The organism is Burkholderiales bacterium (genome assembly GCA_015075645.1).
Classification (GTDB): domain Bacteria; phylum Pseudomonadota; class Gammaproteobacteria; order Burkholderiales; family Casimicrobiaceae; genus VBCG01.
On record JABTUF010000001.1, the window covers coordinates 70,056 to 96,904 of the forward strand.

The following is a 26,849-nucleotide window of genomic DNA, read 5'->3' on the forward strand; positions in this document are numbered from 1 at the left end:
GGGCTCCCTAATTGGTCCGATCGGCCAACAATCTCTGGCGAAGCTCGCGCTTCAGGATCTTGCCGCTGTAGTTGATCGGCATCTCCGGGTAGGGGATGAAGATCACCGCCTTCGGCACCTTGTACGCGGCGAGATGGCGCTTCCCGAACGCGATCAGCTCCTCCGCCTCCAGTGTCGCGCCGTCGTGCCGCACGACCACCGCCGTCACTTCCTCCCCCCACTTGCTGCTGGGCAATCCGAGGATCGCGACCTCGCGCACCGCCGGGTGCTTCGCGAGCGCGTGCTCGACTTCCTGCGAATAGACGTTGAGACCGCCGGTCTTGATCATGTCCTTCAGACGGTCGCGGAAGTGGACGAAACCGCCCTCGTCGATGAGGCCGGTGTCGCCGGTCCGAAGCCAGCCTTCGTGGAACACCTCGGCCGTCGCGTCGGGCCTCCTGTAGTACTCCTTCATCACCGCCGGCCCGCGCACCGCGATCTCGCCCTCCTCGAGGAGCGCCGCGTCGCTCAGGTCCTCGCGCAGGATCTTGATCTCGAAATTGATGAACGCCCGTCCGATCGAGCCCGGCGCGCGCGCGTAGTCCTCTTCCTTCAGCACCGTAACGATGGGCCCCGCCTCGGTGAGCCCGTACTGGTAGAAGATCCGCACCTGCGGCATCAGCTGGTGGATCGCGTCCCGATCGAGCGGCGCGAGGATTCCGCCGCCGATGTACCAGCGCTGGAACGAGCTGAGGTCGAGCTCGCGGGCCAGCGGGCACAGGTAGACGTCGCGCGCCATCGACGGCGGCGAGAACGCGTTGGTCACGCGGTGCGTGGCGATCGCCCGCAGCATCGCTTCCGGCGAGAATTTCGGCAGCAGCGTGGCGGTCGCGCCGAGATAGAGGTGCGGCAGCAGCCAGCAGTTGAGCGCGGCCGAGTGATGCAGCGGCGTCGCGAGCAGCGTGTTGTCGCGCTCGTGCATGTCGGTGTCGATGATCTCGTCGAGCGAGTTCCAGAAGAGGTTGGCGTGCGAGAGCACCACGCCCTTCGCGCGACCGGTCGTGCCGCCGGTGAACAGGATCACGTTGGGATCGTCGCCGGCGACGGCCACTCCCGGGTCGGTGTCCGCGCTGCCCTCGCAGAACCGCGCGAGGCAGTCGCCGTCGACGGCGTCGACCCGGATCGCGCGCATTCCGTCGAGCAGCGGGGCGACGCAATCGATGAGGCTGCCCAGGCCGAACAGGATCCGCACGTCCGCGCCGCGCAGGTTGGCCGCCATCTCGTCGGGCGTGAGCCGGTAGTTGATCGGGACCGCGACGGCGCCGAGCTTGACGACGCCGACATAGACGGCGATCCACTCGAGCCTCGCGTCGCACAGGATGCCGATCTTGTCGCCGTGCCCGATCCCGGCGCCCTTCAGGGCATGCGCGATCCGGTTGGACCGTGCGTTCAGTTCGGCGTAGCTCCACGCCCGTCCCTGGGCCTCCTGGATCGCGATCCTGGAACCGAAGCGGCGCGCGTTGTGCTCGACGTGCCCGCCGACGACCATGCGATCAACCATCGGGTGCCTTCCTCCCTCGTTGCGACCGTCGCCCGCCTACCGGCGCAGGAACCTCGCGATGCCGTCGCGCAACTCTTCCGACGCCATGAACACCGGACGCAGGGCCCGCGCGAGTTCCAGCCCCTGCGTGTAACCCGCCTCCTCGATGGCGGCGAACGCCTGCCGCGCCCGACGCATCGTGGCCGGCGGTATCGCGCACAGCGCCTCGGCCTGCCTCGCGATGCGGGCATCGAGGCGATCGACGTCGGGCTCGACCGCATTCACGAGCCGCATCTGCAGCGCCTCCGCGGCGGTGACGGTGCGCCCCGAGTACACGAGATCCATCGCGTCCCTCCGGTGGAGGACGCGCAGCAGCCCCGGAAGGACGAGCAGCGTGAAGAGCCCGATGCGGATCTCGGGCGAGCCGAAGACCGAACGCTCGGTCGCGTAGGCGAAGTCCGCGCCCGCGACGAGTCCGCAGCCGCCGGCGAGCGCCGGTCCGTCGACGCGCGCGATCACCGGCTTCGACAGCGCCGGAACCATCCGGTAGAGGCGCGTCCAGATCTCCCCCGACTCGTAGAGCGCGGTCGCGCCCGAGTCCACCGTCGCGAGGAACTCGTCGAGATCGCCCCCCGCGCTGAACGCGTCGCCGGCGCCGGTCAGCACGATGACCCGGACCTCGTCGTCGCGGTCGAGTTCGTCGAGCGCCGCGACGAGCGCCGTCGCGGTGTCGGTGCCGATCGGGTTGCGCTTCTCGGGCCGCGACAGCGTCACCGTCGCCACGGAATCGCGCACCGCCGTCAGGACTTGGGCTCCAGCCACCGCTTCGCTCCTCGGGTTGGGTTGCCGCGGAAGCCGGCCGTTCGGCAATGCGCCCGCGGGCCGCTCCCGCCACGTCCGATCCGACGGACCGTGGCGCTTCCCCTTGACAGCCGGGGTTCTATAAACTAATGTTAGTTCGTTTGTCTGGATTCGTCAAACTGTTCCGCCGGAGTCCCGGATGCGCAAGCCCAAGCTGCTGATCGCCAACCGCGGCGAGATCGCCTGCCGCGTCCTCGCCGCGGCCCGCCTGCTGGGCCTCCCGACGGTGGCGGTCCACTCGGCGCCGGACGCCGGTCTGCCCCACGTCGCCCTCGCCGACGAGGCCTGCGCGCTCGACGGCGCGAGGGCGCAGGAGACCTACCTCGACGTCGACCGGGTGCTCGCCGCCGCCCGCGAAACGGGCGCCACGTTGCTCCACCCCGGCTACGGGTTCCTCTCGGAGAATGCCGACTTCGCCCGGCGCTGCCGCGACGAGGGTATCGTCTTCGTCGGCCCGTCGCCGGAGGCGATCGACCTCATGGGCGACAAGGAGCAGGCGCGCCGCACCGCGGCCGCCGCCGGCGTTCCGGTGCTGCCCGGAACGGCTCGGCTGCCCGAGGACGCCGAAGGGCTCGCCCGGGCGGCGCGCGAACTCGAATATCCGCTGCTGGTGAAATCCTCCGCCGGCGGCGGCGGCATCGGCATGCGCATCGTGAAGGAACCCGGAGAACTCGAGGCCGCCGTGCGCTCGACGCGTGCGCTCGCCGGCAAGGCGTTCGGCGACGACGCCGTCTACCTCGAGCGCTACGTCGCCCGCGCCCGCCACGTCGAGGTCCAGGTCTTCGGTTTCGGCGACGGCGACGCGGTCCACCTCTACGAGCGCGACTGTTCGCTGCAGCGCCGCCACCAGAAGGTGATCGAGGAAGCGCGCGCCCCCGGGCTTTCGTCCGAACTGACCTCGGACATCGCCCGCGCCGCCGTGGCCCTCGCGAAGGCGTGCCGCTACGAGGGCGCCGGGACGGTCGAGTTCCTGGTCGACGCGGACACCGGCCGCTTCTACTTCCTCGAGATGAACACCCGCATCCAGGTCGAGCATCCGGTGACCGAGATGATCACCGGCGTCGACCTCGTGGCCGCGCAGTTGCGCCAGGCCCTGGGCGAGTCGCTGCACGGCGAACTCGCGCAGTCCGCGATCCGCGCCTCCGGCCACGCGGTCGAGGCGCGCGTGTACGCGGAGAATCCCGCGAAGAACTTCCTGCCGAGCCCCGGGCCGCTGCGCGTGCTCGAGCTTCCGCGATCCGACGGCGTGCGCGTCGACTGCGGGTATGCCGCGGGCAACACCGTCACCCCCTACTACGATCCGATGATCATGAAGGTGATCGCGGCGGGACCGACCCGCGCCGCGGCGATCGACCGGCTGGCGGCCGCGCTGCGGGACCTGCGGATCGAAGGCGTCGCGAACAACGCGGCCTACCTGCTCGCCTGCCTTCGGCATCCCGAGTTCGCGTCCGGGAACGTGTACACCGCCTTTCTCTCCGACCGGCACGGCGACATCGTCGCCGGCGCGACCCAAGAGGCGCAATCATGAGCGACCTTCCACGACGCATACGCATCCACGAGGAAGGCCCGCGCGAGGGCTTCCAGATCGAATCCGCGAGCATCGCGACCGCGGACAAGATCGCCTTCATCGAAGCGCTGTCCACCACCGGCGTCCCCCAGATCGACTGCGTGTCGTACGTCGATCCGAGGCGGGTGCCCGGCATGGCCGACGCCGAAGCGGTGGCGCGCGGCATCCACCGGACGCCGGGCGTGCGCTACACCGGCCTGTGGCTCAACGTGCGGGGCCTCGAACGGGCGCTCGCGCTGCCGCTCGACCTCATCGGCGCGATCCGCGTCACGGCCTCCGAGACGTTCTCGATGCGCAACACCGGGATGAACGTCGAGCAGACGTTCGCCGAGCAACGACGCTGGCTCGCCCTCTATCGGGAACACGGGATCGCGGTCGAGTGGGGCTACGTGATGACCGCGTTCGGCTGCAACTTCGAAGGCGAGGTACCGGTCGCGCAGGTGCTGCGCATGGTCGAGGGCATCTTCTCCGTCGCGGCGGAGGCCGGGGTCACGCTTCGCGGCATCTACCTCGCCGACACCGTCGGACGCGCGACGCCGAAGTCCATCGAGGCCCGCGTCGGGGCACTGCGCGAGCGCTGGCCGTCGACCCGCATCGGATTGCACCTCCACGACACGCGCGGAACCGGTCTCGCGAACGCCTATGCCGCGCTCCGCATGGGCGTCGACCAGTTCGACGCCACCTGCGGCGGACTCGGGGGCTGTCCGTTCGCCGGCCACAAGGGGGCCTCGGGCAACATCTGCACCGAGGACCTCGCCTACATGTGCGAGGAGATGGGGATCGAGACCGGCGTCGACCTTCGTGCGATGGTCGAGTGCGCCCGCATGGCCGAGCGCATCATCGGCCATCCGCTCCCCGGAAAGCTGATGCGCACCGCACTCTGACTTCGCGCGACGCGCGGGAACATCGATCCGCGGCACCCGCCGTGCCGCGGCAGAACCAGGCAACTGTCGAGGAGACGACGATGGCGATACCGACCCAGCCGATTCCGAAGCGCATGTTCGAACCGATCGAGATCGGCCGCTACCGACTCTCCAATCGAATCGTCATGGCGCCGATGACGCGGTGCCGCGCCGTGGACTGGAACGTGCCCAGCACGCTGGCGCCGATCTACTACAGCCAGCGCGCGAGCGCGGGCCTCATCATCACCGAGGCGACGCAGCCGAGCGAAGCCGCGCAGGGCTACTGGCGCACGCCCGGCATCCACGGCGAGCGTCACGTCGAAGTCTGGCGCGCGGTGGCCCAGGGCGTGCACGCGCGCCAGGGCCGCATCTTCATGCAGCTCTGGCACAACGGGCGGATCTTCCACCCCGACAGCGTTCCCCCCCACCTCCGGCCCTACGGACCTTCCGCGGTGCAGGCCAACGTGCGGCTGATGACGCCGAAGGGTCTGCAGCAGGTTCCGACGCCCATCGAGATGTCGGAGGACGACATCGCCGCCGCCGTGGCGGATTTCGTCGCCGGCGCGCGGCGCGCCATCGACTGCGGCATCGACGGGGTCGAGATCCACGGTGCGAACGGATACCTCTTCGAGCAGTTCCTGAACCGTTCGAGCAACCGGCGCACCGATCGTTACGGCGGCTCGATCGAGAATCGCGCGCGCATGCTGCGGGAGACCGTGGAAGCGGTCAGCGCGGCCATCGGCGCCGATCGCGTCGGCGTACGCATCTCGCCGCTCGGCACGTTCAACGACATGAGCGACCCGGACCCCGTGGAGATCTACCGCCACGTGGTGACGATGCTCGCCGGCCAGAACCTCGCCTATCTGCACGTGATTCGCCCCGCGGTGTCGGGCTCGCTCACCGTCGCCGAAGCCCGTCCCGATCCGCTGCCCGACATCCGCCGCCTGTATCCGGGAAAGCTGATCGTCGCCGGCGACCTCGACGTCGTGCACGCGGAGCGCATGCTCGAGTCGGGCCTCGCGGACGCCGTCGGGTTCGGCCGCTGGTTCATCTCGAACCCCGACCTGCCCGAGCGCCTGCGCCACGGATGCGCGCTCGCCGAGGCCGACCGCGCCACGTTCTACACTCCGGGTCCGGACGGCTACATCGACTATCCCGCCTGCGCCCGCCACGGACAGGAGCCCGCGATGCACGCCGCCGTTCCCGGCTGAGGCCGGACCCGTCCATCCCTCCGGGACATCGACCGCCATGAAGCAGATTCAACTCGCCGGATACCAAGCGCGCAACTTCGCCTACGTCGTGACGAACAAGGTCGCCACGATCACGCTCAACCGTCCCGACCGGAAGAATCCGCTCACCTTCGATTCCTACGGCGAACTGCGGGACCTGTTCCGCGAGATGGTCTACGCGACCGACGTCAAGTCCGTCGTGTTCACCGGAGAGGGCGGCAACTTCTGCTCCGGCGGCGACGTGCACGACATCATCGGCCCGCTGGTGAAGATGGACATGCCCGACCTGCTGCGATTCACCCGCATGACCGGCGACCTCGTGAAGGCGATGCGCGCCTGCCCGCAGACGATCGTCGCGGCGATCGACGGGGTGTGCACCGGCGCCGGCGCGATGATCGCGTGCGCCTCGGACCTGCGCTTCGGCACCGCGCGCAGCAAGATCGCGTTCCTCTTCGTGCGCGTGGGCCTCGCCGGCGCGGACATGGGTGCGTGCACGCTGCTGCCGCGGCTGATCGGCCTGTCGCGCGCGGCCGATCTGCTCTACACGGGGCGCGTCGTCGGAGGCGAGGAGGCCGAGCGCATCGGCTTCTACAACCGGCTCGCGGAACCCGAACGCCTGCTCGCCGACGCGACGGCCATGGCGCAAAGCCTCGCCGACGGGCCGACCTTCGGGCACGCGATGACCAAGACCATGCTCTGGCAGGAGTGGAGTTCGGGACTCGGCGAATGCATCGAGGCCGAGGCGCAGGCGCAGGCCATCTGCATGCAGACCGAGGACTTCGAGCGCGCGTATCGCGCCTTCGTCGCGAAGCAGAAGCCGGTGTTCCAGGGCACATGAACGGGCGCGGGCCGCGGCGCGGAGGGCGCATCACGGGCCGGCGGAGCGCGCCTCGGTCCGTCCTGACCGATATGCGCGCGTGCCGCGTGACGCACGCCGCGCCGGCACAGCGCGGAGGTCTCCCGTGTTGAACTGGACCGACCCGCCCGGCAGCATCGACCTCGTCGACGAGAGCCGATTGCAGTGGCCGTTCCTCGACGACGGCCACCGCGGCGAGGCCGAAGCGCTCTCGCGGTGGGTCGAACACGCATCGCCCTCGCTCCTCGGCCACACGGGTGACGATCCGTCCAGCGTGGATGCCTGCGTTCAGGGACTGGTGCGCGAACTCGGGCGCGCGGGCCTGCTGCGCACCTGCGTGCCCGCAGCCTACGGCGGCGCCCGCGAGAAGGTCGACGCGCGCAGCCTGTGTCTCGCGCGCGAGATACTCGGGCAGGCCTCGGGGCTCGCCGACTTCGCCTACGGGATGCAGGCGCTGGGCAGCGTGCCGGTCTCGCTGTTCGGCCGCGAGGACCAGAAGCGCGCGATCCTGCCCGCCACCGCGGAAGGCACGCGCATCGGCGCCTTCGCGCTGTCGGAGCCGGACGCCGGATCCGACGCCGCGGCCATCGCGACCACCGCGACCCCGGTCCCCGGAGGCTATCGGCTGGACGGCACCAAGGCGTGGATCTCGAACGCGGGGATCGCCTCCCAGTACGTGGTGTTCGCGCGGACCGGACGGGAGAACGACCCGAAGGGCGTGTCCGCGTTCGTGGTGGACGCCGACACTCCCGGCCTCGACGCCTCCGAGCGCATCGACGTGATCGCGCCGCATCCGCTGGGGCTCCTGCGCCTCGCCGACTGCCGCGTCGGTTCCGACGCCCTGCTCGGCGAGCCGGGACAGGGATTCAAGATCGCGATGGCCACGCTCGACGTCATGCGCACGACCGTGGGCGCCGCCGCGCTGGGCTTCGCCCGCCGCGCCTTCTCCGAGGCCGTGCAGCGCGCCCGCAAGCGCAAGATGTTCGGCCGGACGCTCTTCGACATGCAGATCACCCAGGCCAGGCTGGGCGAGATGGCCGTCGCGATCGACGCGTCGGCGCTCCTCGTCTATCGGGCGGCCTGGACCCGCGACGTGCTCGGCGCGCGCGTGACGCGCGAGGCTTCGATGGCGAAGCTCCATGCGACCGAGGCGGCGCAGCAGGTCATCGACGCGGCGGTGCAGATCTTCGGCGGGCTCGGCGTCGTGCGGGGCATGCCGGTCGAGCGGCTCTACCGCGAGATCCGCGCGCTGCGCATCTACGAGGGCGCGAGCGAGGTATTGAAGCTCGTGATCGCCGAGCGGTCGATCGACGCACTGCGCGAGCGGCCCCGGCGCGCGACCTGAGCGGCCGGAACGGCCCCAAGCGCCGTTGCGGAGTCTCGCGTTCCCGCGTCATTCACCGCTTCCGAGCCGATGCACAAGATCATCTACTGCATGCGGCGCAAGCCCGCCATGACCCACGCCCAGTTCGTCGCGTACTGGCGGCAGGTGCACGCACCCATCGTGCTCGAGCACCGATCGACGCTCCGCGTCGCGCGTTACGTCCAGACCGTGCCGGTCGAACACCCGTACTCCGCCCGGGTCGAGCGGCGGGAGGCGCTCGGCGAACCGTACGACGGCGTGGCCGAGCTGTACTGGGCGAACGAGCACGACCTGCGGCACGCGTTCGAGGACGAAGACGCGAAGCGCGTACAGGTGCGGCTCGCCCGGGACGAACTCCACTTCGTCGACCATTCCCGTTCGGTACGTTGGATCTCCCGCGAGTTCGTGGCCATCGCGCCATGATGAAGGCGACCGGATTCTCCGCGCTGACCGACGACGAGCGCGCGTACCGCGACTCGCTCGACCGAGTGCTGAACGACGTCGCGCCGCTCGAGCGCGTCCAGAGGCTCGACAACGCCAAGACGTTCGACCTCGAACTCCACGCGGCGCTCGGCCGGCTGGGCTCGTGGGGCATCGGCGTCGCCGAGGAGCACGGCGGCAGCGGCGGAGGCGCCGCGATGGAGGTGCTGACGCTCGAATCGCTCGCCGGTCACGCGACCTCGATGGCCGTCTTCGGCGTGATCCAGTTCATGGTCACGCGTCTCATCGCACGGTACGGTTCCCCTTCCCAGCGGGAGCGCTGGCTCGCGCCGCTGTGCCGGGGCGAGATCCGGGCGTCGTTCTGCCTCTCCGAGGCCGCCGGCGGCACCGACATCCTCGCCGCGATGGGCACCCGTGCCGCGAAGCGCGGATCGCGCTGGATCCTCGGCGGGTCGAAGTACTGGATCAGCGGCGCCGCCCGCTCGGACCTGCTCGTCGTGCTCGCGCGCACCGCGCCGCACCGCTCGCGCGGCATCACGATGTTCCTCGTGCCGGTGAACGCGCCGGGCGTGACGGCGGCGGAACTCGACACGTTCGCCATCAACGGCTACGACACCTGCTCGGTCACGTTCGATGACGTCGAGTTGGGAGACGACGCGATCCTCGGGACGCGCGACGGGGGTTTCGTCGAGGTCGTCGACACCCTCAATTCGGAACGACTCAACACCGCCGCGGTGGCGGCCGGCATCGGGCGCGGCGCACTGCGCCTCGCCACCGCCTACGCGGGCGAGCGGCGGGCGTTCGCGCGGCCGATCGGAGGGTTCCAGGCGGTGCAGCACAGGATCGTCCACGCGGGCGTGGAACTCGAGGCCGCGTGGTCGCTCGCCCTCGGCGCGGCGCGGCTCGCCGATCTCGGCCGCGACGTCGCCGTCGAAAGCGCGATGGCCAAGCTCGCCTGCGCGAAGGCGGGCCAGAACGCCGCCGCATGCGGCATGGACGTGCTCGGCGCCGCCGCGTTCGACCTCGCGCTGCCGATGCAGCGCTTCTATCGCGACATCCGCCTCTACTCGTTCGCGCCGTTGACCAACGACATGGTGGCGAACTTCCTCGGCGAGCGCTGGCTCGGGCTGCCCCGATCATACTGAGACGCCGCGCCGTCGGAATGCGGGCGGGTCATCCCAGCCCGGCCCCCGTCAGGATCTCGCGCCCCGGCCCGCGACGACCGGGCGCGCGTGCGGCCAGTGCTCAATGCGAAAGCGAGACGGTGAGCCGATTCCAGCCGTTGATCGCGACGATCGCCATCGTCAGGTCGACGAGCGCCTTCTCGTCGAAGTGCTTGCGCGCCTCCGCGAAGAGCTGATCGGAGGTTTCCTGCGTCGAGATCTGCGTCAGGGCCTCCGCCCAGGCGAGCGCGGCCCGCTCGCGGTCGGTGTAGAGCGTCGACTCCCGCCATGCGGCCAGCACGTGCAGACGCTGTTCCGTCTCGCCCGCGGCGCGCGCCTTCCGGGTGTGCGCGTCGAGGCAGTGCGCGCAGCGGTTGATCTGCGAGATGCGGGTCTTCACGAGTTCGAGCAGGATGTGGTCCAGCCCCGAGCGCTGAACGTAGCGCTCGACGCCGAGCATCGCCTGATACGCCTCCGGCACCACCGTCTTGTAGTCGATGCGTTGAGTCATGTCTGGTCTCTCTGAAACGATGTTCGTGGCCGTTCGCCGCAGGCCGGCGGGCATGCCACCCGCATCGACCTTCCGGCGCCGCGCGACTCGACGGTGCGGGTCGAACTCGCGCCGGCGATGCTTCGTGGTTCGTGGTCGCCCGTCGGTCGCGCGAAGGGCGGCCGCGGGCCGCCGCTCGAGCGTCCCGGTCAGACGATCACGTGCTCCTCGACGAGGAACGTGGTGACTTCGGACAGGAACGTGCGCCCGTGCGCCAGCGCATCTTGGCCCGCGGGTGACGCGAACGCCGCCTCGATGCTCGGAACGCTGTCGAACCACAGCTCGACCATCCCGTCGATCGGCAGCTCGCTCGACGAACAGGGCACCCCCTTGACGCGTTCGCGCGCCACGACGAGGTTCTGCCGATAGCCGCGTACGCCCGGAATCTTGCGCACCAGCCCGTCGTGGACGTTGAGCCACTCGTGCCGGTACTTGTCGTCCGTCATCCCCGGGAGCCGCGTCAGCAGCGACATGCGCTTCAGCACCTTGTTCGGCCGCGCGGGCGGTTCGACGACGGTGTGCGGCTCGCACACGATGATGTGCAGGTTGCCGATGAACTGCTTCTCGTCGCGGACCAACTCGGGGCCGAGATCGCTCGTGATGGCGCGGCGCATCTGCTCCGCGTCGTCGAACCAGAGCTGCGAGAAGCCGTCGAACTGCCATGCTCCCCGCTGGTGCGCGATGCCGAGCTGGCGCGTATCGACGATGTGATTCTGGTTGTACGCGCGCAGTCCCGGCATCCGCCGCGCCATCGGGCCGTGGTTCGTCAACCAGAAACGGCTGAACTCCTCCTGGGACATGCCGGACTTCTTCTGCAGCAGGCCGAAACGCACGATCATCGCAATGACTCCTTCAGGGTGTCCCGGGCGGGTGCCCGCCCAGGTAGGCGGCCTGCACCTTCGGGTTGCTCAAGAGTTCGGGGCCGGTTCCGGTCAGGGTCACGACACCCGTTTCGAGTACGTAGGCGCGGTCGGCGACCGCGAGCGCCTGGCTCGCCATCTGTTCCACCAGCAGCAGCGTGAGCCCGGCATCGCGGAGTGCGCGAATCGTCTGGAAGATTTCGGCGATGATGAGCGGCGCGAGGCCGAGCGACGGCTCATCGAGCAGCAACAACCTGGGATCGGACATCAGGGCGCGCGAGATCGCGAGCATCTGCTGCTCGCCGCCGGAGAGCGTGCCCGCGAGCTGTTCCTGGCGCTCGAGCAGGCGCGGGAAGCGCTCGAACTCGCGCTGCAACAGGTCCCTGCAGCGCGCTTCGTCGCGCCGCTGCGCCCAGGCGCCGAGCAGCAGGTTGTCGCGCACGGTCTGGTCGGGAAAGACGCCGCGTCCCTCGGGCACCAGCGCCAGCCCGAGCCCGATCCTGCGGTGCGCCGGCACGGTCGCGACATCGGCGCCGTGGACCAGGATGCGGCCCGACTTCGGCGCGTGCAGACCGATGATGCCCTTGAGCAGCGTGCTCTTGCCGGCGCCGTTGGCTCCGATCAGCGTCACGACCTCGCCCTGCCGCACCGTCAGGCTGACACCGCGAACCGCCTCGATCGAGCCGTAGGCGAACGCGACGCTGTCAAGCTCCAGCATTCTGCACCCTGGGTTCGACGTGAGGCGCGGCCGTGGCGTCGGCCGCGCCGAGATAGGCTTCGATCACCTTGGGATCGGATTGCACCTGCGCCGGGCTGCCCTCGGAGATCTTCACGCCGTAGTCGAGCACGATCACGTGGTCCGAGATCCGCATCACCAGGTCCATGTGGTGCTCGACCATGAGGATGGTGACCCCGGCGCGTCCGATGCGCAGCAGGAGGTCGCCGAGTTCTGCCGTCTCCTGCGGATTCAGGCCGGCCGCCGGCTCGTCGAGCAGCAGCAGTTGCGGCTCGGTGGCGAGCGCGCGCGCCAGCTCGACGCGTCGCTGCAGGCCGTAGGGAAGGCTGCCGGCCGGCTGTTCCGCATAGGCCGTCAGGCCGACGAGTTCGAGCAGCCCCAGTGCGTGCGAGCGTGCGGACGCTTCCTCCCGGCGCGCCAGCGGCAACGCGAAGAACGACGGCAGGAATCCGTTGTTCATCCGCGTGTGGCGGCCGGTCAGCACGTTTTCCAGCACCGAGAGGTCGGCGAACAGGCGCAGGTTCTGGAACGTTCGGGCCACGCCGAGCGTGCAGATCGCGTGCGGCGCGAGTCCAACGAGGTCGTGGCCCGAGAAACTGGCACGCCCTTCGTCGGCCGGCACGACGCCGGTCAGGATGTTGATGATCGTGCTCTTGCCCGCGCCGTTGGGACCGATCAGCGCATGTACGTGACCACGCTGCAACACGAACGAGACCGCCTGCGCGGGGCGGACTCCCCCGTAGTTCTTGCTGATCCGGTCCACCACCAACAGATCCTCGCCGCCGCCCGCGCCGCCGCCGCGCCACGGCGTCGCCTCGGCGGCGATCGCGGACGGGGCCGCGCGGCCGCGGCGCCGCCACCAGGGCTCCACGACCCCCATCACGCCGCGCGGCATCGCGTAGAGCGCGAACAGCAGCAGCGACCCGTACACGAAGTGCTGCACCGACGGCCAGCGCGCGAGGAACGTGTCGATCAGCGTCAGCATCAGTGCGCCGACCAGCGGACCGCCCAGCGAGCCGCCGCCGCCGAAGAGCACGAGCAGCAGGATGAAGATGGACAGGTGGATGGTGATGAAATCCGAGTTGATGTACTGGTTCTGCTGCGCGACGAGCGCCCCGGCGATGCCGCAGGTGACGGCCGCGATGACGAACGCCAGCACCTTCGCCCGGTACACGCGCACGCCCACCGACGCGGCGGCGATCTCGTCCGCCTGCAGCGACAGCATGGCGCGGCCGAAGCGGCCCGTCAGCAGGTTGCGCAACAGGAGGTGCGTCGCGACCGACAGCGCGACGGCGACACCCACCCACTGCTGCGCGGTGAGCGGCGCTCCTCGCCACGTGAGGGGCCGGATGTTGAATATGCCCTGGGCGCCGCCGAACAGTTCGGTCGACTCGGCGACCAGCTTCTCGACGCCGACGCCGAAGGCGAGCGTCACCATCGCGAGGTAGGGTCCCCGGACGCGCAGCGACGGCAGCGCGATCACGATGCCCGCGACGCCGGCGATCGCCGCCGCGAGCACGAGCGCGAGCCACGGATCGATCTCGGTGCGCGTGGTCAGCAACGCCACGCCGTATGCGCCGGCGGCGAAGAGCCCGGCCTGGCCGAGCGACTTCTGTCCGGCGAATCCGACCAGCACGTTCATTCCCGCCGCGCACAGGTAGTAGACGCAGATCATGAACGCGACGCCCAGGTAGTACGCGTTCGACACGAACGCGGCCCCGGCGATCAGCACCGCGCCGAACGCGAGCACCGCCATCGGGTGGGCGTACCGGCTCATACCTTCTCGACCATCCGCGAACCGAACAATCCGGTCGGGCGCAACGCGAGCGCGACGATGACCAGCGCGAAGATCGCCACCTCGCGCCACTGCGCCGACCACAGGTTGATGACCGACTCGAGGATGCCCAGCAGGAACCCGCCCGCGACGCAGCCGCGCGGGCTGCTCAAGCCTCCGAGGATCGCCGCGCTGAACCCCTTGAGGCCCACCGCGAAGCCGAGGTAGAGCGATGCCTGCGCGACCGGGGCGAGCATGAACCCGGACAAGCCCGCCAGGGCGGTGCTCACCACGAACGCGCCGATCATTACCGCCTGCACGTTGATGCCCATCAGCGTGGCGACCTGGCTGCTGTGCGCGACCGCGCGCATCGCCTTGCCCACGGCCGTGCGCCGCATCACGTAGTCGAACACGAGCATGACCACCAGCGAGACGAAGAGCATCAGCAATTCCTGCGGGCGCACGCCCAGGCCCATGATGCGGAGCACCCGGTCGTCCACCGGCGCCGGCACGACCAGGGGCTTGGGACCCCAGATCGCGAGGCCGACGCTCTGGAGGATCACGCCGAACCCCAGCGTGCTCATGACCCACGCCATGCCGGGGCGCCCGATGAACGGCCGCACGCCCACCGCGTACAGCAACCAGCCGATCAGTCCCATCAGGGTCATCGCGGCCAGCAGCGCGCCGAGCTGGGCCAGCGTGCCGGGATCGGCGCCGGAGAACGACGTGGCCGTGAACGGTTTCCCCAGCGAAATCAGCAGCACGCTGGCGCCGACGAACGCGCCCGCCGACACGAACTCGCCCTGGCCGAAGTTGAGCGTCTTGGTCGTCGTGAACGTGATGCTGAACCCGAGGGCCACGAGGGCGTATGCACCGCCCACGGCGGCGCCGCTCAGCAGTGCTTGCAGCAGTGCGGTGTCCATGGTCCGGCCCCGGGTACGCGGCAGTCGGTCAACGCTTGAAATCGGCGGCAGTCAGCGCCGCGGTCACCTCGTCGTTCACCCGCACCAGCTTGCCGTCGGACCACCTGACGAACACGAGGTCTTTGGCGAGGAGTCCTTCGTGGCCCTCCTTCGTGAAGGGATGCTGATAGGTCTTCATGACGCCGGCCACCGGCACGTTCAGCGATTCGAGCGCCTCGCGGATCTTGACGCCGTCGGTCGCCGTCCCGGCCTGCCGGATCGCCGCCGCGATCACTTGCACGCCATCGTAGCCGAGAACCACGAAGGGGAACGCGCTCGGCGCGGCGAGCTTGCCCTTCACGCGCTCGAACAAAGCCTTCTGCGCGGGCGTCGCCGGTTCGACCATCGTGCGCATGAAGATCGGCTTCTCGGCCAGCGTCTTGCCTGCCGCGTCGTAGAAGGTGATGTTGTCGGCGGCCAGCGAGGAGAGCAGGCGGGGGAAATAGCCGATCTTCTCCATGCTGCGTATGACCTGTCCCATGGGCGTTCCCTGCGCCCACACGAACAGCGTGTCCACGCCTGCCGCCTTCATCTTGTTCAGCTGCGACGTCACGTCGGTGTCCGTCACCGCCATGCGTTCGGTCGCCACGACGTCGAAGCCCTGCAGCTTCCCGATCTCCTGCAGGTCCTTGAGTCCACCCTGCCCGTACCCGGTGGTCTCGACCAAAAAGCCCACCTTCTTCGCGCCGGCCTTCTTCGCGTAGGCCATCACGCCGACCACCTGTTCGCGGTCGGTCAGCGTGATACGGAACATGTAGTTGTCGGCGCCCGGGCTCATCGGCTTGGTGATGTCGGTGCCGGTGGCGATCATCTGCATCGACACGACCTTCTTCTGGTTCGGGATGTGCCGCCATGCCAGGGCATTGCCCGAGTTGGTCGGGCCGAGCACCGCCACGACCTTCTCGTTGTCGATCAGTTCGTTCATGTTCTGGATCGACTTCGGCGGCTGCGACAGGTCGTCGCGGACCACCAGCACCAGCTTCCTGCCGAGCACGCCCCCGGCCGCGTTGATGTCGTCGATCGCCGCCTGAATGCCGAGCACGCCCGCCGTGCCGCTCTGCGCCGACGGCGACGCCGACAGGTCGCCGTTGAAACCCAGCTTGATATCCTGCGCGGAAGCTACCGCGCCCGCGGCGGCGAACGCCGCGCCGACGAGAAGACGAGCAACGTTCGATGCGATCTTCATGTATCCGACTCCCCGGTGTCGAAGGCGCGGCGCGCCCTCGAATACGATCGTTTGTCGCTACGGTCAGGCGGCGGTCATCGACGCGATTGCCCGGTCGATGACCCCGCAAGGTCGACGTCGAACCGTCAGCGCTTGAAATCCGCGGGGGTCAGCGACGCGGTGATCGCGTCTTCGACCCGCACGAGCTTGCCGTTCGACCACCTGACGAACACGAAGTCGGCGGCCGAGAGCCCCTCGTGGTTCTCCCGCGTGAACGGCGGGTTGTAGGTCTTCATGACGCCCTTCACCGGCGTTTTCAGCGACTCGAGCGCCTCGCGGATCTTGTCACCGTCGGTCGTGGTCCCGGCCTGCCGCATCGCAGCGGCGACCACGTGCGTCGCGTCGTAGCCGTGGGCGGAGAAGGCGAACGCGCTCGGTGCCGCGAGCTTGGCCTTCAGCCGATCGAACAGCGCCTTCTGCGCGGGCGTCGACGCCTCGACCATCGTGCGCATGAAGATCGGCTTCTCGGCGAGCGTCTTCCCGGCCGCGTCGTAGAAGGTGATGTTGTCGGCGGCCCAGGACGAGTACACGCGCGGGAAGTAGTCGACCTTCTCCATGCTGCGAATCACCTGCCCCAGCGGGGTACCCTGCGTCCACACGAAGATCGTGTCCGCGCCCGCGGCCTTCATCTTGTTCAACTGCGACGTGACGTCCGTGTCGGCGACCGCCATGCGTTCGTTGGCGACGACGTCGAAACCGTGCAGCTTCCCGATCTCCTGCAGGTCCTTCAATCCGCCCTGCCCGTACCCGGTGGTCTCGACCAGGTAGCCGACCTTCTTCGCGCCGGCCTTCTTCGCATGGGCCATCACGCCGACGACCTGTTCGCGGTCCGCCATCGAGATGCGGAACATGTAGTTGTCGGCGCCCGGGCTCATCGGCTTGGTGATGTCGGTGCCGCTGGCGATGTTCCCCATCGACACGACCTTCTTCTGGTTCGGGATGTGCCGCCATGCCAGGGCGTTGCCCGAGTTGGTCGGCCCGAAGACGGCCGAGACCTTCTCGTTGTCGATCAGCTCGTTCATGTTCTGGATCGACTTCGGCGGCTGCGACAGGTCGTCGCGGACCACGAGCACCAGCTTCTTGCCGAGCACCCCCCCGGCCGCGTTGATGTCGTCGATCGCCGCCTGGATGCCGAGCACCCCGGCCGTACCGCTCTGCGCCGACGGCGACGCCGACAGGTCGCCGTTGAAGCCGAGCTTGATGTCCTGCGCAAAAGCCACCGCACCCGCCACGGCGAACGCCGTGCCGGCGAGAAGACGACCAACGTTCGATGCGATCTTCATGAACCGACTCCTCCTGTGGGAAAATTCGAGCGCCGTTCAGACGGCGAGATAGCCGCCGTCCACCGGCAACGTGACACCCGTGATGTAACTGGCCATGTCGGATGCCAGGAACACCACGGGTCCGATGAGTTCCTCGGGTTCCGCGACGCGACCCATCGGCGTGCGCTGCATGAACCGGGCGAGGCGTTCGGGGTTCTCGCGGGTCGCGGTGGTCATGGCCGTGGCGACGACGGCCGGCGCGATCGCGTTGACGCGCACGCCGTCCTTCGCCAGCTCCCCCGCGAGCGACTGCGTGAGCATCTTGATCGCGCCCTTCGAAGGCGAGTACCCGACGACACCGGGCAGGCCGACGAACGACCCGATCGACGCGAGGTTGACGATGCAGCCCTTGGTCGCGCGCAGGTCGGCGAGCCAGGCGTGGGTGACGTTGAGCGTGCCCTCGACGTTCACCTGGAACGTCCGCTTCGCGTGGGCGACTGCGTCGACGTGATCGAACGCTTCGCGGATCACGATACCTGCATTGTTGACGAGGAGATCGACGCGGCCGACCTCCCGCGCCACGGTGGCGGCGAGCCCCGTGCATTCGGCGGCGTTCGTGACGTCGAGCCGGTACGCCCAGGCGCGCCCGCCCGCGGCCTTGATGTCCGCCGCCGTCTGCTGCACCGTCGGCGTGTCGACGTCGGTCGCCACGACCGAGGCGCCGGCGCGCGCCAGCCCCAGTGCGATCGCCCTCCCGTTGCCCTGTCCTGCCCCGGTGACGAGCGCGAGCCTGCCATCGAGCACGCGCGGCGCCATCTTTTCGGTAATCGACATCATCTTCCGGTCCTCGCTGGATTCTGAGCGGGTTGGTGGACCTCCGAACGTCGTTCACCTCTCGGCGATCCGGACCGGCGCGGCGGCAAGGCCGCGCGCACACGCATCGGGAACGAAAAAGACGCTCGACGACCGTAGGTGCGAACTCGGATTGTGGATTCGCGAACGTCGCCCTGCCTGCGACGGCCGACGCGGCCGGCGGCATGAACGTCTGTTAGGCGGCGGCAGTTGGACGGCGTGAACCGGCGCGCGGACGCGAAGTGCGAACGCCGGGGAGATTCGCGACGCCGCATCGTCAATCCCGGGAAGCGCCTGCAGTAGTGGTGGACCTCAGCCTCGGCGCCGAGGACTGGAGAACCGGCGGGCAGTTCGACTGGGATGGGATTTGCCGCCCCGGAGCGCTGAGCGAGGCGCTCGCGTACGGAGCGCCCGACGCTCGCAACACGGCATGCTCCGGCCTGCACGACACCAGCTGCGAGCGTCTTCCAAGTGCGCTCGGCGGTCGTCGATCGACAAGGCTGATGGCCCATCGCCTCTCTCCCTGTGGTTCGCGACGAACACTAAACGAACTAACGTTAGTCTGTCAAGCGATCTGACCCGACGCCCTTGCGCGAGTCGACGGCCGCAGGTCCGCCCACGTTCGAGGGATCGGCACGCGTTCCCATCGGCCTCGGACGCGGGCACTTCTCGTCCGAGGAATCGCGCCGACCGTTCGGCGGACACCGTGGAGCCGGGTGGGGCGGATGTCCGCAGAGTTTCCATTTGACCGGGCCTTCGCGGCCAAGTCGCTGCTGGGCGCAGGGGCAATCTTGACAGACTAACGTTAGTTCGTTTACACTCCGCACCGTCGGCGCGCATCTCACCGAATACACCTCACTCCATCAGAACGTCGCCGACCGGTACGGATGGGATCGAGAACAATGATCGACGGGGCAATCTCCCGCCTTTGCGTGCCCAAAGTACTTGTAAGGCTCCGAGCATGATTCGGAGTTGCCCAGCAGCAAGGAACTGACCAGTCTGAAGGAAGCCAAACGCGATGATCATCGACTTTCGTGTCCGCCCTCCATTCAAGAGCTTCCTCGACAGCTTCCTGTACCGCCCACGGAATCCGAATCCCGATCCGGTGACGATCTCGGGTCTCCAGATCGGCATCGAGCCTTACCGCTCCTTCCGCGAGAAGTCCATGACCGCGTTCATGGAGGAGTTCGAACAAGCTGGACTGTCGCTGGGCGTCCTGATGGGACGTCAAGCTCCCGCGCCTTACGGCTCGGTGCCAAACGAAGAGGTCGCCGAATTGGTGCGCCTGTACCCGAAACGATTCATCGGCTTCGGTGCAGTCGGGAGCGCCGATCCTGCCGCGTCAGTTCGCGAAATCGAGCGAATCGTGGATCTCGGCTTGCGCGGCGTCGCCATGGACAACGGATATTGGAAGCGCTACGACGACGACGAAACTCTCTTTCCTGTCTATGAGGCGGTTGAGAAAGCGGAACTGATCTTGTCGTTGACGAGCAGCATGTACATCGGGGACGACATGACCTTCTCAATGCCCGTGCATATCCAAAGAGTCGCGCGAAAGTTCCCGAACCTCAAGATTACGGTCCCTCATGGAGGATGGCCGTGGACCACGGAGATGTGCGCAGTCGCCTTTCAGTGCACGAATGTTTACCTGGTGCCCGACTTCTACATGCATCTTCCGAATATCCCGGGCGCGGAACAGTACCTCCGTTCCGCGAACTCCTTCTTGAGCCACCGGTTGCTCTTTGCGAGCAGCTACCCCGTTCGGCCGCTTGGGCAAAGCGTTCGTCAGTTTCGAGAACTCGAGTTCGCAACCGACGAGATTCGACAGCGCTGCTTGGGAACGAATGCGCTGAGATTGCTGGGCATTGAGCTGGCCAAGCACTGAGAGAACATGGCGATGATTGACGAAATGACAATCCCTGGCCCAGGAGGCACTGCCGGCTTGGATTGGCTGTTCCACGCGTTCAAACTGGGTGGAGTCGAGTTGCGCAATAGAATCGTCATGGCGCCGATGACCCGCAGGCGGTCCCCAGGCGGAGTCCCGAACGAACATGTCATCGACTACTACCGGCGCAGGGCCGACGGCGGAGTTGGACTCATCATTTCTGAGGGGACCTACATCGACCACCCTGCGGCCAATGCGCATCCAGGCGTTCCCGCGTTCCATGGTGACGAAGCGCTGCACGCATGGTCGCGGGTCCTTGGCGCCGTTCACGAGGCCGGAGCGCGCATGTTCCCCCAGTTGTGGCATGTTGGCTCCGTGCGACGCCCCGGTGTCGAACCTGATCCGACCGTTCCTGGATGCGGGCCGATATCAATCTGGGAGAACGGCACCCAGGTTGTTCGCGCGCTGACGAAGGCCGATATCGCGGCGGTCGTCGAGTCCTATGCGCGCGCGGCTGCGAATGCGGAGCGATTGGGCTTCGACGGTGTAGAAGTGCACGGCGCACACGGCTACCTCCTGGATCAGTTCTTTTGGCGCCAGACGAACACGCGCCATGATGAGTACGGTGGCCCGCTGGCGAATCGCGTCAGATTCGCCGTTGAGACGGTTGGCGCAATCCGAAACGCTGTTTCGCGCGATTTCCCGGTGGTGTTCCGCTTCTCTCAGTGGAAGTCGAGCGACTACTCCGCCCAGATTGCGGCGACGCCCCAAGAGCTCTCCGAGATTCTGCTCCCCCTGGTAGGAGCAGGTGTCGACTGCTTCCACGTAAGTACGAGGCGATTCTGGGAACCGGCATTTCCCGGATCGGAGGCAACGCTGGCGGAATGGACGCGGCGGCTCTCAGGCAAACCGGTGATCGCGGTCGGAAGCGTAGGCCTTGACCGACCTCACGAGTCGCGCCTGTTTCGCGACACTGCCAATATCGCGGCAGAAGTGGTCGGCGTTGATCGCGTGCTGGAGCACCTGCAGCGCGGGGCCTTCGATCTTGTCGCCATCGGCCGAGCGCTCATTGCCGACCCCGACTGGGCAAAGAAGGTGCGCTCCAATCAAATGTCCCGAATAGAGCCGTTCACGAAGGCGAACTTGGAATCGTACTTCTAGTCGGCGTACTTGTAGTCGGCCGCGAAAGGCCCGCCGCAATCGACTATCCGCCCGGGCACGCTTACGCGTCCATCTTGAGGATGCGAGCAGCGTTGCCGTAGCAGACCGCCTCGAGCGCGGAATCGGTGAGGCCGATCTTGCGGAAGCGCTCGATTCCTTCGAGCGGCGTAAAGGGATAGGCGCTCGCATAGACGATCTGCTCGGGAATGATCGAATTCGCGGCTTCTGCAATCAGGCTCGCCGCCCCCGGGTAGGCAATGTAGATCGACGTCTCCAGGACTACGTTGGTTCGGCGAAACGCAAGCGCAATCAACTCGGTGGTCTGCGGCCAGACTCCGTGCGAGCAGACGATTTGCAGCGATGGGAACGCCACCGCGACGCGATCCACGGCAATCGGGGATCCATGACGTCCGACAATGGGGCCCATGGTCAACACGACGGGCACGCCCAGGTCGCTGGCTCGTTCGTAGATCGGGAACATGAGTTGCTCGTCGTCCCAAGTGGGACCATTCCCGATCAACGCGGATGGCGGGTCCAGGGCAATTCCGGAAAGTCCCAGCACCTTGACGCATCGATCGATCTCGGCAATCGCTGAAGCCGTATTGCGCGGATCAATGCCGCCGAAACCGCGGATTGCATCCCGATTGCTGTCTATGCAGGACGCAATGTAGTCATTCGAGATCGGGTGACTCCCTGCCAACACTCCCTGCCGGCCGGTGAAGACCCCGACCGCAATTCCAGCCGCCTTCAGGTGCGAGACGTACGCCGGCAGCGATTCGGTAGGGGGTCGCGCTGTTCGAAACTTCCGCCATGGATCGCGATCGGGCGAGTTGTAGATGCCCATGAATGGTTCAGTATTCGGCCTGGCCCGGAAATCAATGACATTCGACATGGAGATTCACCTTGATCCAACGGTCGTGCCTACCAGAATGCCCCCATCAACGAACAACGTCGTACCGGTGATGAACGCAGCTTCGTCGGAGGCCAGGAACAGAATCGCGCTGGCGACATCTTCAGGGGCTCCGATTCGACGGCTGATGACCCCATCGAGCAGCGACGCTTCTCCTTCAGGCGTAGCCCTGCGATCCGCGGTCATCGCGGTGCGAATCGGTCCCGGCCCGACGGCGTTGACTCGCACGTCATAGGCGCCCATCGCGGCCGCCATGGCCTTGGTCAGCGCCTGTACCCCTGCTTTGCTGGCTGGGTACACGCAGAACCCTTCACGTCTGATGACTTCTGCAGCGACCGACGCCACATTGACGATGACGCCGGAACGTTGGTCTCGCATCAACCGGGCGCAGTACTGACTTACCAGGAACGTGCCCTTGAGATTGATGTCCATCACCCGGTCCCATTCGGCCTCGGTGACATCGAAGAAGTCAACTCGACTGGTGACGCCGGCCGCGTTGACCAGGACATCGATTCGCCCCAATGTCCCGACAACGTCCCCCATCGTGCTTTCGACCGACGCCGATGAGGCCACGTCGATACCGAACCCGTGGCCGCGTACTCCGGTCGAACCGATCGCCGCGCGGGCAGCTTCTCCTGCCGCCCGCCCGTCGCGATCGAGCGCTGCCACGTTTGCACCCTCGTTGGCGAACATCCGAAGAGTCGACAGTCCTATCCCGCCAACGGCTCCGGTGACAACCACGTTCCTGCCGACGAAGCGATTTCGCCCTCCCTTCACTTGTTCTCCAGGAGGTCTTGAGACTCGCTCCACATGACGTCCTTGCATGTCTCCTTGTTCTCCGCCGACAACGCCCCGGTGGTAACTGCAAAGGCCTTTGCCTTGTCGAATCCTTTGCAATCCATGGTTGACGAGAACGTGCCGAGTTGCTTTTCCGCCAACGAACGGGCGGTCTTCTCGTCAAATCCCATGTCCTTCTGCATGATGGCCTGAACCTTCGCTCTGTTGCTCGGGTCGTGGATCCACTTGATTGCTTCGACGATCGAGTTCTTGAAGCGCATGAACTTGTCCGGATCCTTCTTCATCACCGTCTGGAATCCCCAGAAGGTTTCACCGACCCACGGCGAGAAGCTTCCGGAGACGTCCTTGCCCATCAGCGACACGAGAGGCACGGTCAGGCCAAGGGAACTCTCGAGCATCGTGGGTGCAGGCTCGACGCCAATGGCAAACTTGATCCTTCCAGCCCGAAATGCCGTGGCCAAGTTCGAAGATGCGCCGACGGCAACCAGATTGAGATCCTTCTGCTCCAACCCGGCGTCCTTCAGCATTGTCATGAAAACTACAAAGGAATCACCACCGAGTTGCGCTACTCCAACAGTCTGGCCTTTGAGACATTTCATCGGCCCGGGGTAGGGATCACGCGCAGTTGGGCACTTTGCCACCGCATCGATCTCACCGAAGACCGTGTAAATCGCGGGCCCCTGGAGGTTCACGATTCCCGTAAACATCTGCCCCTTGGACCGCAGCGGCAAGATCGAGTTGACGGGGAATGCAAACGCGTCAGCGTCGCCGCTTGTTACCGCCGCCGCTTGGTTCGGCCCCCCGGAAATCAGCACGATTTCTGCGTCGAGACCATGCTTGGTGAAGATTCCAGCATTTTTGGCAGCGTAAACAGGCAACTCGAGGAACAACCCCGGGTAGACCGCAACGACGAACTTCTTCGTTGCAGCGGGCGCCTGACTGAGAGCGGCAGACGTGAATCCCAGCAGCAACGCCCCTACTGCCACCAGCGTTGCAAGGATCCGGGCGCCGTGATTGGACGGAGTTGGTTCGGAACGCATTCTCGACATTGTTCCTCCTGTGTTGAAAATGGTTGGCATGGTCGAGGCTAGTCTTGCCAACGCAACAGTCGCCTTTCAGCGTAGATCAGGATCCCTCCAAAGGCACTGGCGAAGACACCGATGATGATCAGGATGCTGAAAACGCCCGCAGCCTCGAACGTCTGGGAGTAGTAGGTAATGCGCAGACCCCAACCCTCACGTGCAGCAATCATTTGGCCGACGATGGATGCGAGCAGGGCGTACACCGCGCCGAGGCGAAGTCCCGCAAAAACGGACGGCAGTGATCCTGGAAGCACGACCTTGAGGTACAACTGACGATTCGTCGCCGCCAATGCCCTGGTTGTCATGAGTATGTCCCGCTCGACTGCACGAACCCCGGCCTCCGTGCTCACGAGGACAATGAAGAAGACAACCACCGCACCCAGGAAGATCTTGGATTGAGACCCCAGGCCGAACCAGAGGATGAACATGGGTGCAAGCGCAACCTTGGGGAGGGATTGAATCGCCGCCACGTACGGACGTGCCACCAGCTCCAGCAACGTGAATCGGCCCAGCAACAAGCCGCCAAGGATTCCGAACGTCGAGCCCAACACGAATCCCGCCAAGGTTTCGCGTATCGTAGTCATGGAATCGGGCACGAACTGCGGACCGGTTACATAGCCGATCAGAAAGAGGAGGACGTTGTACGGTCGCGAAATGTAGAACTCCGGAATGAGTCCGACTCGAACCACCAACTCCCAGCAAATCAAGGCCACGACCAACGCAAGCAGCCTCAACCCGAACACGAGAGTGCGATGCCCTGCTTTGGACTGCATGCCGCCTTGGCCGCGGCGAGCGGGGATCTCCTGAGTGTTGGCGGGGGTCAGTTCGATGACCGAGTCACCGCGAGCAGGCAGAGAAGTCATGACAACCTCGCAATGCTGGACCGCAGTGCGTTCCAGAGCTCATGAGTCAAGTCCCGGAACCGCGGCTCGAAGCGGAGGGATTCGATGTCGCGTGGTCTGGGGAGGTCGACGTTCTGGTCGACCAGGATTCGTCCAGGTCGAGCCGAGAAGACGATTACTCTGTCCGCCAGCAGTACCGCCTCCTCGATGTCATGCGTCACGAGCATGACGGTCTTTCGATCGTTCTCCCAGATCTTGGCGAACTGTTGCTGAAGGATGATCTTGGTTTGAGCGTCCAGTGCCGCGAACGGCTCATCCATGAGCAGTACTTGCGGGTCGATTGCCAATGTCCGCGCGATTGCTGCGCGTTGCCGCATACCCTGCGAAAGTTGAGATCGATAGGCGACCTCGAAGCCCGTGAGCCCCACGATCGATAGCAGTTCGTCAGCCCGACGCAAACGCTCCGCGCGAGGCATTCCCCGAAGTTCCAGACCGAGCGCGACGTTGCGTCGAGTTGCTCGCCATGGCAACAACCCATCGCGAGCGGATACATAACCTACGTCGCGGCGTGGCCTGACGACAGACTCACCATGGATTCGAACCGACCCCATGGTCGGTCTCAGCAAGCCTGCGAGCATGTTGAGCACGGTGGTCTTTCCACACCCACTCGGCCCGATTACGGCCAGGAACTGGCCCCGGGGGACGGAGAATGACGTTTCCTCCAATGCCCGCACCACTCTTCCCGAGCGATCCACGAATTCCTGCTCGACGCGGTCGACTTGGATAGCCGCGCTGCCATCCGACGCTTGGCCTTGCTGGTTAGCCATCGTCACCTCTGTAATCCGCAAAGAATCGCTGGAGACGCGCGTCAACCTCGGAACCGCGCCGGGAAGCTTCGGGAGAACCCCAGGGGGTGGTTCTCAGCAACTTTGATGGTGCATGGATGTGCGCGGTATGGCTCCATCAGGTCTCGCATGCCAAGGCGGGGACGGTTTGCGGCACGTGGAATGTTCCGCCGCGGAACTCGCCCTGGCGTCAAAGCGTCGCTGGTCGTCCCGGTGGCGGATGTGCTCGAAGTCAATGCAACGCGCGTACCCATCGGATCAATCTCGGCGCAATCCCGCAGACCGCTCGCGTACTCCGCCCATCGAATCAGGATCCACCATAGACTAACTAACGTTAGTCTGTCAAGTGGCGCCGGTTTGCCTGCGCGGTACCCCGGGGAGTGACCTGTCTCCGCGGCCGGTCAACGTGTGCATTGACATCGCTCCATCGTGGCCGGTGGGCTGCAACGGAGGAATCGAAAGTGCCTGACTTGCCGTTTGCGCCGATTGCGTCGTTGCCCTTGCCCGCAAGGGGGCCTACCCCCCGCTCCGCGCCACCAACCTTCGCGCAGCGGGAACGGTCACGACGGCGAGCAGTGTCTTGGCGATCGTGGCGCCGATGAACGGAACGAAACCCAGGGCAACAGCGCGTTCGGCTCCCACGAAATTTCCGAGCCAGACGATGCCGAAGACGAAAATCGTCGCGTGGCCGAGGACGAGCGTAGCGATGCGGGGCCAGAACCTCGAGGTCCACCCCTTGTCCGCGAGCTTCCCGCAGACCACGACCGAGGCGATGAAGCCGGCAAGATAGCCGCCCGTCGGACCCGCGATGTAGGCGAGGCCTACGCCCTTCTCGGGCGTGCCCGCGAACACGGGTAGGCCAAGTGCCCCAGCGACCACATAGGAGACGATGGCGGCGAGCCCGAGGCGAGTCCCATAGGTCATTCCAATGACGAGCACGACATAGGTTTGCAGCGTCATCGGCACCGGCCACCACGCGATCTGGATCTTCGCGGAGAGCGTCAGCAAGGCGACGGCAATTCCGACCAGCAGGACTTGCGCATGGAGCGTGCGTCCGGCCACCGCCTGCGAAGGCGGCAGCGGCGCGGCAGTGGGGAGGTTTGCGAGCATCGTGGATCTCCTGGAAAGGATCGGGCCGCGTTCCGACGGCACGGCAAGGCAACCACCTGCCCCGGCACGCGGCTGCCTTGCGCCGCGGCGGGGA

At 66.7% G+C, this 26,849-nt stretch carries 25 protein-coding genes; 9 read left to right on the forward strand and 16 right to left on the reverse strand.

What is annotated here, in order from left to right; all coding sequences use genetic code 11:
• Positions 1–7: 7 nt before the first annotated feature.
• Positions 8–1,540, reverse strand: a complete 1,533-nt coding sequence (locus HS109_00300) for an AMP-binding protein (GenBank protein ID MBE7520809.1) — start codon at positions 1,538–1,540, stop codon at positions 8–10.
• 36 nt (positions 1,541–1,576) lie between these two features.
• Positions 1,577–2,341, reverse strand: a complete 765-nt coding sequence (locus tag HS109_00305; protein MBE7520810.1) for an enoyl-CoA hydratase/isomerase family protein — start codon at positions 2,339–2,341, stop codon at positions 1,577–1,579.
• 178 nt (positions 2,342–2,519) lie between these two features.
• On the opposite strand from HS109_00305, the gene HS109_00310 reads away from it, so the two are divergent.
• The 7 genes from HS109_00310 to HS109_00340 all read left to right on the forward strand — a co-directional run bounded on the left by HS109_00310 (position 2,520) and on the right by HS109_00340 (position 9,883).
• Positions 2,520–3,908, forward strand: a complete 1,389-nt coding sequence (locus HS109_00310) for an ATP-grasp domain-containing protein (GenBank protein ID MBE7520811.1) — start codon at positions 2,520–2,522, stop codon at positions 3,906–3,908.
• Positions 3,905–4,831: a hydroxymethylglutaryl-CoA lyase gene (locus tag HS109_00315; protein ID MBE7520812.1), complete on the forward strand. Its 927-nt coding sequence runs from the start codon at positions 3,905–3,907 to the stop codon at positions 4,829–4,831. Before HS109_00310 ends, HS109_00315 begins: the two co-directional genes overlap by 4 nt.
• 113 nt (positions 4,832–4,944) lie before the next feature.
• Entirely contained in the window at positions 4,945–6,060 is a 1,116-nt protein-coding gene (locus tag HS109_00320) for an alkene reductase (GenBank protein ID MBE7520813.1), read from the forward strand.
• A gap of 37 nt (positions 6,061–6,097) precedes the next feature.
• Complete coding sequence (locus tag HS109_00325) at positions 6,098–6,916, forward strand: enoyl-CoA hydratase family protein (GenBank protein MBE7520814.1); 819 nt, start codon at positions 6,098–6,100, stop codon at positions 6,914–6,916.
• Between the two features lie 154 nt (positions 6,917–7,070).
• Positions 7,071–8,279, forward strand: coding sequence for an acyl-CoA dehydrogenase family protein (locus tag HS109_00330; GenBank protein ID MBE7520815.1), 1,209 nt, complete (start codon positions 7,071–7,073; stop codon positions 8,277–8,279).
• A gap of 69 nt (positions 8,280–8,348) precedes the next feature.
• Positions 8,349–8,720, forward strand: a complete 372-nt coding sequence (locus HS109_00335; GenBank protein ID MBE7520816.1) for an EthD domain-containing protein — start codon at positions 8,349–8,351, stop codon at positions 8,718–8,720.
• Complete coding sequence (locus tag HS109_00340) at positions 8,720–9,883, forward strand: acyl-CoA/acyl-ACP dehydrogenase (protein MBE7520817.1); 1,164 nt, start codon at positions 8,720–8,722, stop codon at positions 9,881–9,883. The genes HS109_00335 and HS109_00340 overlap by 1 nt, the downstream gene beginning before the upstream one ends.
• A 100-nt stretch (positions 9,884–9,983) precedes the next feature.
• On the opposite strand, the gene HS109_00345 is transcribed toward HS109_00340, so the two are convergent.
• The 8 genes from HS109_00345 to HS109_00380 all read right to left on the reverse strand — a co-directional run bounded on the left by HS109_00345 (position 9,984) and on the right by HS109_00380 (position 18,086).
• Complete coding sequence (locus HS109_00345; GenBank protein ID MBE7520818.1) at positions 9,984–10,412, reverse strand: carboxymuconolactone decarboxylase family protein; 429 nt, start codon at positions 10,410–10,412, stop codon at positions 9,984–9,986.
• A gap of 188 nt (positions 10,413–10,600) precedes the next feature.
• The gene (locus tag HS109_00350; protein ID MBE7520819.1) at positions 10,601–11,290 is read right to left on the reverse strand and encodes an EthD family reductase; all 690 of its coding nucleotides are present in this window, start codon (positions 11,288–11,290) and stop codon (positions 10,601–10,603) included.
• Between the two features lie 13 nt (positions 11,291–11,303).
• Positions 11,304–12,029, reverse strand: coding sequence for an ABC transporter ATP-binding protein (locus tag HS109_00355; GenBank protein MBE7520820.1), 726 nt, complete (start codon positions 12,027–12,029; stop codon positions 11,304–11,306).
• Complete coding sequence (locus HS109_00360) at positions 12,016–13,824, reverse strand: branched-chain amino acid ABC transporter ATP-binding protein/permease (GenBank protein MBE7520821.1); 1,809 nt, start codon at positions 13,822–13,824, stop codon at positions 12,016–12,018. Before HS109_00360 ends, HS109_00355 begins: the two co-directional genes overlap by 14 nt.
• On the reverse strand, positions 13,821–14,744 hold the full coding sequence (locus HS109_00365; protein MBE7520822.1) for a branched-chain amino acid ABC transporter permease: 924 nt from the start codon (positions 14,742–14,744) through the stop codon (positions 13,821–13,823). Before HS109_00365 ends, HS109_00360 begins: the two co-directional genes overlap by 4 nt.
• A gap of 28 nt (positions 14,745–14,772) precedes the next feature.
• Entirely contained in the window at positions 14,773–15,969 is a 1,197-nt protein-coding gene (locus HS109_00370) for an ABC transporter substrate-binding protein (GenBank protein MBE7520823.1), read from the reverse strand.
• Positions 15,970–16,094: 125 nt separating this feature from the next.
• Entirely contained in the window at positions 16,095–17,291 is a 1,197-nt protein-coding gene (locus tag HS109_00375) for an ABC transporter substrate-binding protein (GenBank protein MBE7520824.1), read from the reverse strand.
• 36 nt (positions 17,292–17,327) lie between these two features.
• Positions 17,328–18,086, reverse strand: coding sequence for a glucose 1-dehydrogenase (locus HS109_00380; protein ID MBE7520825.1), 759 nt, complete (start codon positions 18,084–18,086; stop codon positions 17,328–17,330).
• A gap of 1,054 nt (positions 18,087–19,140) precedes the next feature.
• Between HS109_00380 and HS109_00385 the strand changes: the two genes are divergently transcribed.
• Complete coding sequence (locus HS109_00385) at positions 19,141–20,007, forward strand: amidohydrolase (protein ID MBE7520826.1); 867 nt, start codon at positions 19,141–19,143, stop codon at positions 20,005–20,007.
• A gap of 24 nt (positions 20,008–20,031) precedes the next feature.
• On the forward strand, positions 20,032–21,168 hold the full coding sequence (locus tag HS109_00390; GenBank protein MBE7520827.1) for an NADH:flavin oxidoreductase: 1,137 nt from the start codon (positions 20,032–20,034) through the stop codon (positions 21,166–21,168).
• A 61-nt stretch (positions 21,169–21,229) separates the two neighbouring features.
• Here HS109_00390 and HS109_00395 read toward each other — a convergent pair whose 3' ends face one another.
• The 6 genes from HS109_00395 to HS109_00420 form a co-directional block, all read right to left on the reverse strand.
• Complete coding sequence (locus HS109_00395; protein MBE7520828.1) at positions 21,230–22,012, reverse strand: amidohydrolase; 783 nt, start codon at positions 22,010–22,012, stop codon at positions 21,230–21,232.
• A gap of 54 nt (positions 22,013–22,066) precedes the next feature.
• Complete coding sequence (locus tag HS109_00400; GenBank protein ID MBE7520829.1) at positions 22,067–22,855, reverse strand: glucose 1-dehydrogenase; 789 nt, start codon at positions 22,853–22,855, stop codon at positions 22,067–22,069.
• Positions 22,852–23,955, reverse strand: a complete 1,104-nt coding sequence (locus HS109_00405) for an ABC transporter substrate-binding protein (GenBank protein MBE7520830.1) — start codon at positions 23,953–23,955, stop codon at positions 22,852–22,854. Before HS109_00405 ends, HS109_00400 begins: the two co-directional genes overlap by 4 nt.
• An 8-nt stretch (positions 23,956–23,963) precedes the next feature.
• Positions 23,964–24,821, reverse strand: a complete 858-nt coding sequence (locus tag HS109_00410; GenBank protein ID MBE7520831.1) for an ABC transporter permease — start codon at positions 24,819–24,821, stop codon at positions 23,964–23,966.
• Positions 24,818–25,627, reverse strand: coding sequence for an ABC transporter ATP-binding protein (locus HS109_00415; protein MBE7520832.1), 810 nt, complete (start codon positions 25,625–25,627; stop codon positions 24,818–24,820). Before HS109_00415 ends, HS109_00410 begins: the two co-directional genes overlap by 4 nt.
• A 534-nt stretch (positions 25,628–26,161) precedes the next feature.
• Complete coding sequence (locus HS109_00420; protein MBE7520833.1) at positions 26,162–26,755, reverse strand: biotin transporter BioY; 594 nt, start codon at positions 26,753–26,755, stop codon at positions 26,162–26,164.
• Positions 26,756–26,849 lie beyond the last annotated feature (94 nt).